Genomic DNA, 12,943 nt, shown 5'->3' on the forward strand with positions numbered 1-12,943 from the left:
ATTTTATAAATTAGGCACTTTAATAACATCACCAATGCGAAGCTGGGTAGAAGGTGTCAAATTATTCAGCTCAGCCAAGAAATTGGTTTCTAAACCATATTTACTAGCAAGGCCAATTAATGTATCACCACGCTTCACCTTGTATTCCACAACAGTTTTTGGAATCACAATATTCTGGCCGCGCTGTAAATTAGCACTCGCTTTTAATGCATTCATTTCAGCAAGTTCACGCACTGAAATACCTGCACGGCTCGCAATACTATTTAAAGACTCACCAGATTTCACAGTATATCTTTCAGTATTTTTACCCGCTGCAACTGTTTTAGTTGAAGACTTGGTATCTACTTTAGCTGTTTCTACTGTAGGTACATCACCTGTTAGCTTTAAACGTTGCCCTACACGAACGCTACTGGTACGTGAAAGACCATTTAATGAAGCAAGGTAGTCCAGCTGTAAGTGGTAACGGTTAGCGATATTACCTAAGCTATCACCAGATTTGACTGTATAAGTTTCTGGTGTTTCTTCTTTAGTATTTTTAGAAGGCTTAGTTGGTGCTTCTTCTTCAACTGTACCTGTGAGTTTTAAACGTTGACCAGCACGCAACCCAGCAGTACGAGACAAACCATTTAAGTCAGCCAAATAACCTGTTTGCAAGTTATATTTACTCGCAATCGCATTTAAGCTATCACCTGACTTTACAACGTACTGTTCTGGAACACTCACACCAGCTGGTACTTTTATAGTTTGACCAAGCTGTACATGGCTATTTGCTTTTAAGTTATTTAACTCAGCTAACTCAGCTAAGCTAATTTTTGATTTAGTTGCAATACTCGATAAAGTATCACCACGCTGCACTTTATAGCCTTCTGTTTTATAAGAAATACTAGCAGTAGCTTTCTCAGATTTATTAGAAGTTTTAGTTTCAGCAACTTCATCTACAGAAATATCTTGTGTAGGCACATTAATTTTTTGGCCAGCCATCAAGTTACTACCCGCAGATAAACCTGGCGTTAATTCAGCAAGTTCCTGATTAGAGAGCGCATAACGATCTGCAATCAATTTAAGGTATTCACCGCGCTTCACAGTATAACTTTTAGTTGCTATACGCTTTGCATTTGCTTGAACTGCTTTCGGCTCAACTTTCGTACTTGAGCGACTATTCTTCGGCTCTTTTAACAGTAATTTTTGCCCAACAAATAGACCATCTGTTACTGATAAATCGTTATATTCAGCTAACTGTCTTACTGACAAATTAAACTGATTAGCAACACCGCTTAAACTGTCGTTAGCTTCAACTACATATACATCTGGTTTAGCTGTACTTTTAGAAGTAGTTTGAGTTTCTTGTGGCTTAGCATCATAAAGGTAAAGCGTTGAACCTACATATAACGTCTTTTCAGGGTCAATTTGGTTCCACTTAGCAACATCACGCCAGTTTACGCCGTTTTTCATTGCAATAACGGCTAACGTATCACCCGGTAAAACCGTATAGGTACTACGCTTACCTTTAGGCTGTACAACCACTACATCAGTATCAGTCTTAATGTAAGGTTTGTCTTTATTACGCTGTCCGTCTTCAGAATTAGCTACGGTCACGTCTTCAGCTAAAGTTTTTGGATAAGCAAAACCTCTACTTACCTCTTTACCTTGTTGCTCTGCAACTGACTGGCTTGTCTGAATTGCAGTTAACCTAATTTTACCATCATACGGATCGACAATTTCAGTTCCTTTAGGCGCGATTGCTTTTAACTCAGCAACGACTTGATCTTTTTCAGCTTGAGTTGCTTGCGGTTGTAAAGCTTGATCTACAGTCTCTTTTTCACCTTCAGCGCGAACTGCGGCTAAAATCTTTTCACGTTCAGAAGCCGAAATTGGTGGCTCCATCTTAACAGGCTTGGTAATGTTAGCTGCATTGGTCACAGCTACAGGAATACGCGGCGCACTTGGTACATCCGCTGATGCTGCAAAGGCAGCCAACGCATCGGAACCACGTGGTGTAGATTTTGAAGTCGTTGAAGTATTCTTCACTGGCGAAGAAGGTTTAACTGGCTGAACTTGTGTTGTTGGAGTTGTTCTTGTTGTCACTGTAGTAGAAGGACGAACAGTTGTCGGTGTAGACGGTGAAGTTACATTTGCCCACCAACCTGAGCTACCACCCGATTTTGTTCCTTTTAATTTATTATCAATTGAAGGACTTAAATCTGCTGGAATCAAAATACGCATTGGACTCGCAGGGTCTACTGCTTCACCGCGATATCCTGGGTTCAATGCATAAAGTTCTGCACGGCTTAATCCTGCTGTAGAAGCAATTTCATTTAAAGTTAAAGGCGCAGATAAAGTTATTTCACGGAAATGCGGTCTATTTGCAATAGGCGGTAGTTCTACACCATAAGCCTTTGGATTTTTAATAATTTGAGCAACAGCTAAGAAACGTGGAACATAGTTCATTGTTTCTTGAGGTAATTTTAATGACCAATAGTCAGTTGGTAAACCAGCAGCTTGGTTACGGTTAATCGCCTGTTGAATACGTCCCGGGCCAGCATTATAAGCCGCCAAAGCAAGTTCCCAAGAACCAAATTGGTTATAGAGACTTCCCAAAAACTCATAAGCTGCGCGAGTCGACTCAACCACATCTCGGCGCCCATCATACATACCAGTTTGCTTTAAGCCATAAATACGACCAGTACTTGGAATAAACTGCCAAAGCCCCGCTGCCGCTGCACTACTTGTTGCAGCTGGGTCATAAGAACTTTCAATTACTGGTAATAATGCAAGTTCTGTCGGTAGGCCACGGCGTTCTGCTTCTTTCACAGTATGGTACAAATAACGACTGGCACGAGCACTCAAGCGATCAAGGTAAGGCTGACGAGAAATAAACCAGCTACGCTGAGCTTCAATACGTGAATCCCAATGATTCAAGTCCATTTTGAAACCAACTGACATACGCTTCCAGACATCACCATGCTTCAAAATAAGCAGACGATCACCTTCTACAGCGCGCATATCGGTTGCTGAAAGTAAGTCTTCCAAAGAGTCAAGACTACTCGCATCTAAATAACCTGCACCACTGACCTGTTTCGATTTTGAGGTTTTTGCAGATTGCGGAGTCGATGAACAGCCTGTTGTAATACCCAACGCAGCTAAAGCAGAGCTAAGTACGGTAATTTTGAACAATGATGCCGCAGATGGCTGCCACACAAATGTGGTTGGTTTATACATAAAAACTTCCAAACAACTCGCGTAATATTTTTTTGGGGTCTGGCCACAAACCCTAGGTCTTCGATGCCATTGTAGTAAAGCGTGCAAGATAGACAAGGCAATAATTTGATGTCATTTGCATGGAAATGTTACAAGAAATTAAAAAAACCTTGCTTTGTAACGATGGAACCGAACTTTTTGCGTATACAATACACCATATTCAGTTCTTTTTCTTTTAGTTTAGGTTTCGATTTATGTCTCAAACAATCACACTGTATGTTGATGGTGCATGTCGTGGCAATCCAGGTTTAGGTGGTTGGGGCGCATATGTCATTACCGAACAGGGTGAACATAAATTATTTGGCGGCGAACCAGATACGACCAATAACCGTATGGAACTCACAGCTGCGATTGAAGGTGTTTCATTTTGCCCACCCGATGCTCACTTGATTATCTGGACAGATTCAAATTATGTGAAGCAAGGCATTACTGAATGGATTCATGGCTGGAAAAAGAAAAACTGGAAAGATGTAAAAAACCCTGACCTTTGGCAAAAATTAGATGCTGTATGTGCTGGTAGAAATATTGAATGGCATTGGATTAAAGGCCATGCTGGACATGCAGGCAACGAAATGGCCGATGAGCTTGCAAATATCGGAGCCGATCAAACTGCACTTCAAAAAAAAACAGTTCAAGCGACTGCCCTGCAAGATATAAAAAAGCCTGAAGAGGATTGGTTGCTTGATGACCCTTTTGGGTTTGATATGGCAGAAGTAGCCGAAGAAGATAATATTGATCTTGAACAGCCCGAAGAAGTTGAGATGATTATTGTGGAAGAAGAAGTTATTGAAGTTGAAGCTACTGAGCCAGAAAGTAAGCAACCCGTTAATAATATTCATCCTCAAATTGTTGTGACTGAAGCCAAATTACAATTACAAGGGCCTCGACAACTGATTCTCGATACGGAAACCACTGGTTTTTATTTCCAAGATGGCGACCGAATTATTGAAGTGGGCGCTATTGAAATGATTAACCGGAAACTTACCGGTAGCTCAATTCATATTTATATTAACCCGCAAAAACCAGTGGGCGACTCAGAAAATATCCATGGTATCAGTGATAATTTCTTAAAAGATAAACCGCTCTATGCAGACATTGCTGACACGCTCTTTGACTATCTAAAAGGCGCAGAGATTATTGCCCATAACGCAACCTTCGATATGAACTTCCTTGATATGGAGTTTAGACGCGCTGGTCTTCCCGCGCTTTCGGAAGTATGTGAGGTAACAGATACGTTAGCTTTAGCAAAAAGCAAACATCCGGGACAAAAAAACTCGCTTGATGCCCTTGTAAGACGTTATGAAATTCCGGCACGTGACCGTACGTTCCACGGTGCATTACTCGATGCTGAAATTCTTTCAGACGTTTATCTAGCAATGACAGGTGGACAGGTTTCTTTTGATATAGATGCCTTATCCCAAAGTGAAAATAGCCAGAACACAACAAATAAAACTAGAGTTCAAATTGACCTACCAGTTATTCTTCCTTCTGAAGAAGAGTTAAATACACATGAGACTTGGGTCAAAGAATTTGAGAAAAAACATGGAGAACCTTGCCTTTTTGCAAAATAAATTTTTGATTCTTTAGCGTTTTTTAGCGTTTCCCCTTTGTAAGTTAAGTTATATTAGTCACATAGATTTTTAGCTCAAATTACCGAGCACTACGAATATAACAATTGATTTTTTTTCAAAGGGGAACGTTTATGTCTGAGCATACTTCGATTCATTTCGATCCAACAGCTTTACTCATCATTAAACATGAAATTGATCGCTCAATAAAACTGGTTGAAGGTGCAGTAAGTACATTAATTGAAGAACAAACGCTCCCTTTTGGTATTGATGATGCATTAGAACAATTTAAGCAATGCACTCAAGTCCTACGTTTAATTGATATCCCCTATCTTGCAAAAATCACTCAATATTCAACTGAGTTGATGCAAAAAATTATTGCGAAACCAACGCAAATTAATACTGATGATGTCGTTGCGCTGAGTGAAGGCACAACCATGGTAAAACGATATATTGAATTTATCTGCTTGCGTGAATTACAAGTACCTCAGTTTCTTCTTAATACCTTAAATAATTTAGAATTAGCTTTAAATAAACCACTGACATCTTCTGGACAAGCGATTGCTCCTTTACTTGCAAATGCTTCGCTTGAACTTCCATTACCAAAAGTATTCATTAATGAAAAAACTCAGTTTATCCATCAACTCTATAAACTATCTCTGCATCAATTTTTAAATAAAACAGAAGCTACTCATCATTATCAAGCGTTTAAACTGATCGGTACCTATTTGGTCAGCATGGCAAAACACCAGCCAAGCCAACAATATTGGCAACTCGTAAATTATGCTTTTGACCATATTGATAACTTGCTTTTAAATGATTCACGCCTACGTGTGCTCATTAATATTGAAAGTTATATTGGTCAGTTCTTAGCAACACCGGAAACTTTCAAGCCTGATTTGCCTGCGCTTGCAGATATTTTAAGTATAGTTATCGCTCAAGAAGATGAAGTTGCTCAGCATATTCGCAACCAACTTCATATAGGCGATGAAACACCGACAGACACCCAACTACTGGTTTTAAGCCGCCATCTTTTTGGCCCTGATTTCGACACCATGCATGCTGTAAGCCAATTAATTTTGAGCGAAATGAACAAAGTGCGTAACGATATTGAATATAACTATCAAAATATGTCGACTGAAAAAGCCCAGCAATTACAAACGAGTCTTTTACAACTTGCATATACATTTAAGCTACTTAACCTTGATGAAGCCTCAGTTGAGCTTTCTCAACAAGCGAGTAGTTTAAGTCAGCTTAATATATTAAGTAATGAAAACTATGCACAGCAGCTTATGGACAGCATTTTGTCTGCCATGAACTCAATTGGTATTTTGGTACGCCAATATACGTCTAGTCGCTTACAACTTAACGTGAACAATACGAATATTTCCTTAGATCGTCTTGATGAGGCACATCAAGCCTTACTCACCGAGACAAAAAATTTAATTGATTTTATTTGTCAGAGCCTTACGTTATATGCAAATGATCAGACACAAAATATTGAAGCAATTGCAGGTTCACTAAAAGAGCTAGCAGGCGCGGCCGAGTTTCTAGGAAGTAACATTCAACAAGATGCTTTACTTCAAACTGCTCAATTTGTTCAACAACAACTTGAACAAAACCAGCCTTTTAATACAGACCAAATTCACTGTATTTTTAACGTATTAGCAGGCCTTGACATGTTGGTTGACAATTTAAAAAATAAACAACCTGTTCTACAATCCATGTTTAATGTAGCATTGTCGAGTAGTCAACAACTTCAAGAAAAGGCAGCTTAATGTCTGAATTATCACTTGCTTATATTTTTCATCATCAACAATTACTGGTTGATCAAAACCTTCAACTACCCAAAGTCGAAAAGTTAGCAAGTGATTTACTTTTCACTCATGATGAGCAGGTCATTGCACGTGACTTGCTTGCTGAGGAACCTATCCCCGAAGGCTTACAACTGGTTCCAATTCGCCAACTCATTACAAGTTGGTCAAAAGAACAGTTCTTGCAAGCAAGCCGTGCTGTACAGTTACTTGAATGGCGACGCAATCATAAGTTTTGTAGTCACTGCGGACACCCAACAGAAGTTCATCCAACTGAATATGCAATGGTGTGTCCTTCTTGTCGCTATCATCAATATCCTCGTGTGAACCCATGCATTATTACCGTCATTACTCGAGGTGATGATGAAATCTTGCTGGCGAAGTCAGTCCACAACAAAACTAACATGTATGGTTTGATTGCAGGCTTTGTTGAAGTTGGAGAAACTCTTGAAGAAGCGGTACAACGCGAAGCTTTTGAAGAAGTAGGCCTAAGACTCAAAAATGTTCAATATATGTCAAGTCAACCTTGGCCTTTCCCAAGTAACCTTATGGTTGCGTTTAGAGCAGAATATGAGTCTGGTGAAATTAAGCTGCAAGAAGAAGAAATTGCAGATGCACAATTCTTCAAAATTGATCAATTACCTGAAATTCCATTTAAAGGTAGTATTGCTCATTCTATGATTATGCAGATTACCCAAGCCGGGTAATCTGCCGTGTTTTAGGCGATATTCTCGTTTAAAACACTTCTTCAAGAAAATGCAAAATAGTTCTTTTAGTCCTGAAGTAATGACTAATAAAACTAGAGAGACTGGCCAAAATTGTAATATGCCCAGTTTTAGGAATCACGGCGATATGGCTGTGATTTCCCTTTTCTCTAAGCGCTAAATCCATATCTAAAGTATTGTGCTTTTTCACAATCTGATCATTTTCAGCCATCAAAAGGTAATGTTTAATATTATTTTGATTGACGAAATAATATGGCATGACTTCTTTATAAGAGATACCTTGATCAAAAGCATCTTCGGCCAGTGGGTCACCCTTATAGTCAAAATGATAAGGCCCAGCTAAACCGATTATTGCCTTAATTTTCCCTAGACACTCAATTTTAGTTGAATCAGGGTGATAAACAGCAGACATGACATTAAATGCGCCTGCTGAATGCCCCATAAGTACAATATTTTCTGTAGAGATTTCTAGCTTGTCTTGGTTTTGATGCAAATAATTCAATGCCTGAGTCAGGTCATCAACAAAACTTGGGAAAATATTTTTAGGCGCTAACTGGTAGTTAATCACAGCAACGTCATAGCCTTCTTTGGCAAATGTCTCACCAATAAAAAGATAATCTCGTTTATTACCATGTTGCCAAGCCCCACCATGCACAAAAACAATAAGAGGCTGATGAGTTAGCTTTTTAACAGATCGGTAAACATCCAAACGGTGGCGAGGCTTTAGGCCATAACGAACATTTGGAACCTGCTCAAAACCATCTTTTGGCGTAAAACGGTTTAAAGCAAAACTCCCCAAATCATACAGGCGGAAATCTTTATAGAGAGTTCGCGCCTGTTCAATTTTGCTTTGTACTTGTTCAATCAGATTCATATATTACTGTGCAGTCGAAGCAGGATCTGTTTGGTCAGGATCAATTGCAACAGGTGTTTGAACTGTTGGTTGAGCAATGACGTTATTAATAATTGGTGTAGTCGTTGTATTACCAGAACTTGCTGCTGGAGCAGGCGCCAAATCAATATTATCAATTAAAGTGACAATTTTGGTGACGTTACCGACGTTTTGTAAGACGCTATTTAAATCATTAATTTCAGCAGTATTTAAACGCCCCATTACGTAAAGCACGCCATCTTCGGTATGTACAAGAACCTTACTATCAGAAACCACTGGCGCTTTCATTAAAAGAGCACGCGTATTTGCTGTTACACCCGCATCTTGCATGATGGTGTTATAGCTAACCTTGTTACCCACCGTAATATAGTTATGTACGGCTTTCACATCACTCATGGCTTTAAGATTGTCTTCCGCCAATTGTTTCAAGTACGGGTCTGGCACTTGGCCTGTTAATAAAACTGTACTGTGGAAGCTTTCAATATTAATACGTGACTGCTTGAAACGTTGATCAAGTTTGTAAATGTTGATATTTGCTGTACGTTTAATTGAAGAGTCAATGAATACTTGGCCTAGACTGCGAACACCACTATCTGTGCCCACTGGAGCTGTGCCTGTTCCACCAGAAATAAAACTTGCGCAACCTGATAAACTTGCGACACAAAGCATTGTTACAGCAATACGTTTTAACACTCCACCAGACTCCTATCAATTTCTTGGCTTGATCATAAAGCATGAGACTTAAATTTGCTCAAAAGAGTAATGAACTCTTAATCCAAAGTAAATGCATTTTCGATCCATTGCAGATCATAATGGAATTTTGAAAAGTCATGCTGTACTGTTTTTGCAATTTTCTGTGGAAAATCAAAACAAATCACATCAAAACGACAATAAAAATCCTGATAAGATGGATAGCGCTGTAAAAAACGCATCGCAGTTTTGATTATTTTCTTCTGTTTTGTCCACGTTACCATTTCGCAAGCTTGTCCATAATTTCCTATAGTACGTGCTTTTACTTCAACAAAAACTAACTCTTGCCCTCTTTTGACGATCAAATCAACTTCGCCACGGCGTGAATGGTAATTACTTGTGACCCATACATAATTTTGTGCTTGTAAAAGGTTTAAAGCAGTTTGCTCTGCCCATTTACCCAACTGTTGCGCCAATAACATTTTTATTTTCCCCAATGAAAAGCATCTCTAGATGTTTTTATGCGTAAGTTATTTTCTTAAATTCATCTGTCGTATCAACTATAAATCGAACAAATGAAAATCAGATTATTTTCGAAAAGCTCGAGCTAGCAGACATTGTTCACGCCCAAATCATAATTTCGGGTAAACTACCCGATTAAAATTGTTTATCTGTACGGAGTAAAACCAAATGAGTGCTCAGTTATTTGTTGTAGCCACCCCAATCGGGCACTTAGATGATATGACTTTCCGTGCAATTGATATTTTAAAATCAGTTTCTATTGTAGCTGCCGAAGATACTCGCCAATCAGCACAATTATTTAAGCACTATAATATATCGACTCAACTTACTGCATGCCATGACCACAATGAAAGCAATAAAATTGAGCAGTTAGTTCAAAAATTACTTGCTGGCGATAGCGTTGCTTTAATTAGTGATGCAGGTACACCGCTCATCAGTGATCCAGGTTTTAAATTAGTCCGTGCTGCTCAAGAGCACGGTATTAAAGTTGTTCCAGTGCCAGGCGCATGTGCTGCTATTGCTGCTTTAAGTGCGGTAGGTTTACCGAGTGATCGTTTTAGCTTTGAAGGATTTTTACCATCTAGAGCTTCACAACGTATTTCTCAATTAGAAAAACTTAAGAATGAAACCCAGACCTTAATTTTCTATGAAGCCCCTCATCGTATTTTAGAGTCTATTAAAGATATGGCTCAGGTATTTGGTGAAGACCGTCCAGTAGGGTTTGCACGTGAAATTACAAAAACCTTTGAAACCATTAAAAAAATGACCTTAAAAGATTTGGTCAGCTTTATTGAAAATGACCACAACCAAGAAAAAGGTGAAATTGTAGTGGTTGTGGGTGGTGCAGCTGCAAAAACAGATCTAGAACAAGAAAAACTAGATGAACTTTTAAAGCGTTTACTTCAAGACTTATCGGTTAAAGCAGCATCTCAACTTGCTGCCGATTTAACAGGAATTAAGAAGAAAGTCGCTTATCAACGTGCGCTTGAGTTAACACAATCTTAATTTTTAATTAGATAAGGTGATGACACAGACTATTTGTCATCATCCTCTATGAATTTTGCATAATAATATTACAGATAAAATTACTTCAAAATCAGAATAAACTTTCTGGCTTTTAAAAATATCTAATCGCTATCTTAATATGTGTTTTGCTGACTCCACAATAGTCTCTGTCAGTGCATCTAACTGTTTAGACTGTCTTTTCCAATGGTGCCAATATAACGGAATGTCGAATTCAGCTTCAGGTATAACATCCACTAAAGTTCCATTGCTTAGCAAAGATTGAACCTGAAGCTCGGGCACCATGCCATATCCTAAACCTAATTGGATTGCTTTCACAAAGGCATCTGTAGCAGGAATAAAACTGTAAGGATAGCTCTGCAAAGGTAAACCATAATATTTCAGTAATGCCTCTGAGTGCATAAGATCTTTATGGTTAAAAATTACAGCAGGTGCATTTCTTAAAGTTTCACGGTTTACACCATGTTTAAACCTGTCAGCTGCAAACTCAGCCGAAGCCAACATTTTATAACGCATTTTCCCGAGTGGTTGAGCTAGACAGCCTGACATGACCTGCTCTTCTGCCGAAATACATGCGTTGACTTGCCCTGTTTCCAATAAAGTATGCGTATGCGATTGGTCATCAATTTTTAGTTCTAAGACTATTTTTTCTTTAAAAAGGGTTTGCTGAATACTTGGTAAAAGCCAAGTCGCTAGCGAATCTGCATTGGAAGCTAGCGCAATTTTATAGAATTCCGATTCAGATGACTTCCCCATCAAACCTTGTAATAAGTTTTGCTCCATTAATCTCGTATGACGTAAATGTTGTAATAACGTTTGCCCAGCTTGTGTGAGTACACATGGACGCCCACGTATAATTAAAATTTGGCCTAGATACTTTTCTAGAGCTTGCACACGTAAAGACACTGCCGACGGCGTAATATATAAATGCTCACCTGCTGCATCAAAACTACCCACTTCTGCTACTGCAAGAAAGGCTTCACACTGTTTGCTATCTAACATATCAAACCTAAATTTTTTTTAGTCAAACCTAAATATTCTTAATTTTACTTATTTCTTAATAAAAAGTCAGATAATTCCCACATCTGATTTTTTCACCTTATTGTTATGTTCTCTCTTAGTATATTTTTTAAAGGTTTCGGTATTGGTAGCGGGCTTATTGTAGCAATTGGAGCACAAAATGCTTTTGTTCTAAAACAAGGTCTTAAACAGCAATATGTATTTTGGCTATGTTTAATTTGCGCCCTGTCCGACTCGATTCTAATCGCTTTTGGTGTATTAGGTTTTGCCGAAATCATGACAGCATCACCCATCTTAATTACGGTCGCTAAATATTTAGGAGCAACGTTCTTATTCGTCTACGGTGCGAAAGCATTCTATGCAGCCTTAAAAACCACCCAGAGTATGGAGCTTGATAGTAGTCAGAAACAGACTTTAACCCAAGCATTAGTGACCTGTCTTGCCTTTACATGGCTTAACCCACATGTCTATTTGGATACCATTGTTCTAATTGGTTCAGTTGCAACTCAACTGGAAGACAAAATTAGTTTTGCTTTGGGCAGCATTGTTGCCTCTTGGATTTTCTTTTTTAGTTTGGGCTATGGTGCAAGGTTATTAAAACCATTATTTATCAACCCTAAAGCATGGAAAGTCTTAGATTTCATTATTGGCTGCGTTATGTGGAGTATTGCAATATCGCTTCTCATCTAATGCATTCAAACAGTAAAAAGTACCATGTCTGAATGGTACTTTTTATGCGCTCAAAATTATGCTTGAGAACCCAACACTAGCTTTGACTGTTTTCTTTCTTGCTGTGACTGTTTTATAACAGCATAACCAGAGGACACACCTAAGTAAGCAATTACAAAGGCAACAAATAAATCTGGAAATACGCTCCCTGTTCCAAACACTCCCACTGCCGCTAAAATCACAGCAATATTGGCAATAGAATCATTTCTACTGCACAACCAGACAGAACGCATATTGGCATCTCCGTCACGGTACGCATAGAGCATAAGCGCGACTGAAACGTTAGCAATTAAAGCCATCACACCAATTGCTCCCATCACCATTGGTTCAGGTGGAACACCATGAAAATACGACCAAACGACTTTCGCAATAACAAAAACACCGAAAGCTGTCATCGTTATTCCTTTAAGTAATGCAGCTGTTGCGCGCCAATATAAACTCATCGAAAGCACAACTAAAGATAATGCATAATTTGCTGCATCTCCGGCAAAATCCAATGCATCAGCCCATAGTGAAACAGATTGAGCTTTATAACCGCCCAATATTTCTACCACAAACATCAAAGCATTGATCACAAGTGCAATCCATAACGCTTTTCTAAAACGTGGACTCACTTTCTTTGAAGGAGAACATGTTGAAGCACAACCACATCCAGCCATTTTATTTCCTCAAGAACTCTTTTATAGTGATTAAAAACCCTTG

11 protein-coding genes are annotated in these 12,943 nt (G+C 38.8%); 5 read left to right on the top strand and 6 right to left on the bottom strand.

Features of this window, described 5'->3' with window-relative positions; all coding sequences use genetic code 11:
• Positions 1-3: 3 nt before the first annotated feature.
• The gene (locus tag MMY79_RS14105) at positions 4-3,219 is read right to left on the bottom strand and encodes a LysM peptidoglycan-binding domain-containing protein (protein ID WP_252609553.1); all 3,216 of its coding nucleotides are present in this window, start codon (positions 3,217-3,219) and stop codon (positions 4-6) included.
• A 233-nt stretch (positions 3,220-3,452) separates the two neighbouring features.
• On the opposite strand from MMY79_RS14105, the gene dnaQ reads away from it, so the two are divergent.
• The 3 genes from dnaQ to nudC all read left to right on the top strand — a co-directional run bounded on the left by dnaQ (position 3,453) and on the right by nudC (position 7,347).
• On the top strand, positions 3,453-4,829 hold the full coding sequence (gene dnaQ, locus MMY79_RS14110; protein WP_252609555.1) for a DNA polymerase III subunit epsilon: 1,377 nt from the start codon (positions 3,453-3,455) through the stop codon (positions 4,827-4,829).
• Positions 4,830-4,960: 131 nt separating this feature from the next.
• Entirely contained in the window at positions 4,961-6,604 is a 1,644-nt protein-coding gene (locus MMY79_RS14115) for a chemotaxis protein (RefSeq protein ID WP_252609557.1), read from the top strand.
• The gene (nudC, locus tag MMY79_RS14120; protein WP_005303431.1) at positions 6,604-7,347 is read left to right on the top strand and encodes an NAD(+) diphosphatase; all 744 of its coding nucleotides are present in this window, start codon (positions 6,604-6,606) and stop codon (positions 7,345-7,347) included. The genes MMY79_RS14115 and nudC overlap by 1 nt, the downstream gene beginning before the upstream one ends.
• A 28-nt stretch (positions 7,348-7,375) precedes the next feature.
• Here the strand turns inward: nudC and MMY79_RS14125 are convergent, their stop codons facing one another.
• The 3 genes from MMY79_RS14125 to MMY79_RS14135 form a co-directional block, all read right to left on the bottom strand.
• Positions 7,376-8,239, bottom strand: coding sequence for an alpha/beta hydrolase (locus tag MMY79_RS14125; protein ID WP_016138872.1), 864 nt, complete (start codon positions 8,237-8,239; stop codon positions 7,376-7,378).
• Between the two features lie 3 nt (positions 8,240-8,242).
• Positions 8,243-8,950 carry a BON domain-containing protein gene (locus tag MMY79_RS14130; RefSeq protein WP_016138873.1) on the bottom strand — a complete coding sequence of 236 codons (708 nt, stop codon included), beginning with the start codon at positions 8,948-8,950 and terminating at the stop codon, positions 8,243-8,245.
• 77 nt (positions 8,951-9,027) lie between these two features.
• Entirely contained in the window at positions 9,028-9,429 is a 402-nt protein-coding gene (locus MMY79_RS14135) for a YraN family protein (RefSeq protein WP_003652834.1), read from the bottom strand.
• 208 nt (positions 9,430-9,637) lie between these two features.
• Here MMY79_RS14135 and rsmI point away from each other — a divergent pair, with 208 nt between their 5' ends.
• Positions 9,638-10,474, top strand: a complete 837-nt coding sequence (rsmI, locus tag MMY79_RS14140; protein ID WP_049837709.1) for a 16S rRNA (cytidine(1402)-2'-O)-methyltransferase — start codon at positions 9,638-9,640, stop codon at positions 10,472-10,474.
• A 129-nt stretch (positions 10,475-10,603) separates the two neighbouring features.
• Here rsmI and MMY79_RS14145 read toward each other — a convergent pair whose 3' ends face one another.
• A complete protein-coding gene (locus MMY79_RS14145; RefSeq protein ID WP_252609559.1) occupies positions 10,604-11,494 on the bottom strand; it encodes a LysR family transcriptional regulator ArgP in 891 nt (296 codons plus the stop codon).
• Between the two features lie 105 nt (positions 11,495-11,599).
• Here MMY79_RS14145 and MMY79_RS14150 point away from each other — a divergent pair, with 105 nt between their 5' ends.
• A complete protein-coding gene (locus MMY79_RS14150) occupies positions 11,600-12,202 on the top strand; it encodes a LysE/ArgO family amino acid transporter (protein ID WP_252609561.1) in 603 nt (200 codons plus the stop codon).
• Positions 12,203-12,258: 56 nt separating this feature from the next.
• Here MMY79_RS14150 and MMY79_RS14155 read toward each other — a convergent pair whose 3' ends face one another.
• Complete coding sequence (locus MMY79_RS14155) at positions 12,259-12,900, bottom strand: cation diffusion facilitator family transporter (RefSeq protein WP_252609563.1); 642 nt, start codon at positions 12,898-12,900, stop codon at positions 12,259-12,261.
• Between the last annotated feature and the right edge of the window lie 43 nt (positions 12,901-12,943).

This window comes from Acinetobacter sp. XS-4, from assembly GCF_023920705.1.
In the GTDB taxonomy this organism is placed as follows: Bacteria; Pseudomonadota; Gammaproteobacteria; order Pseudomonadales; family Moraxellaceae; genus Acinetobacter.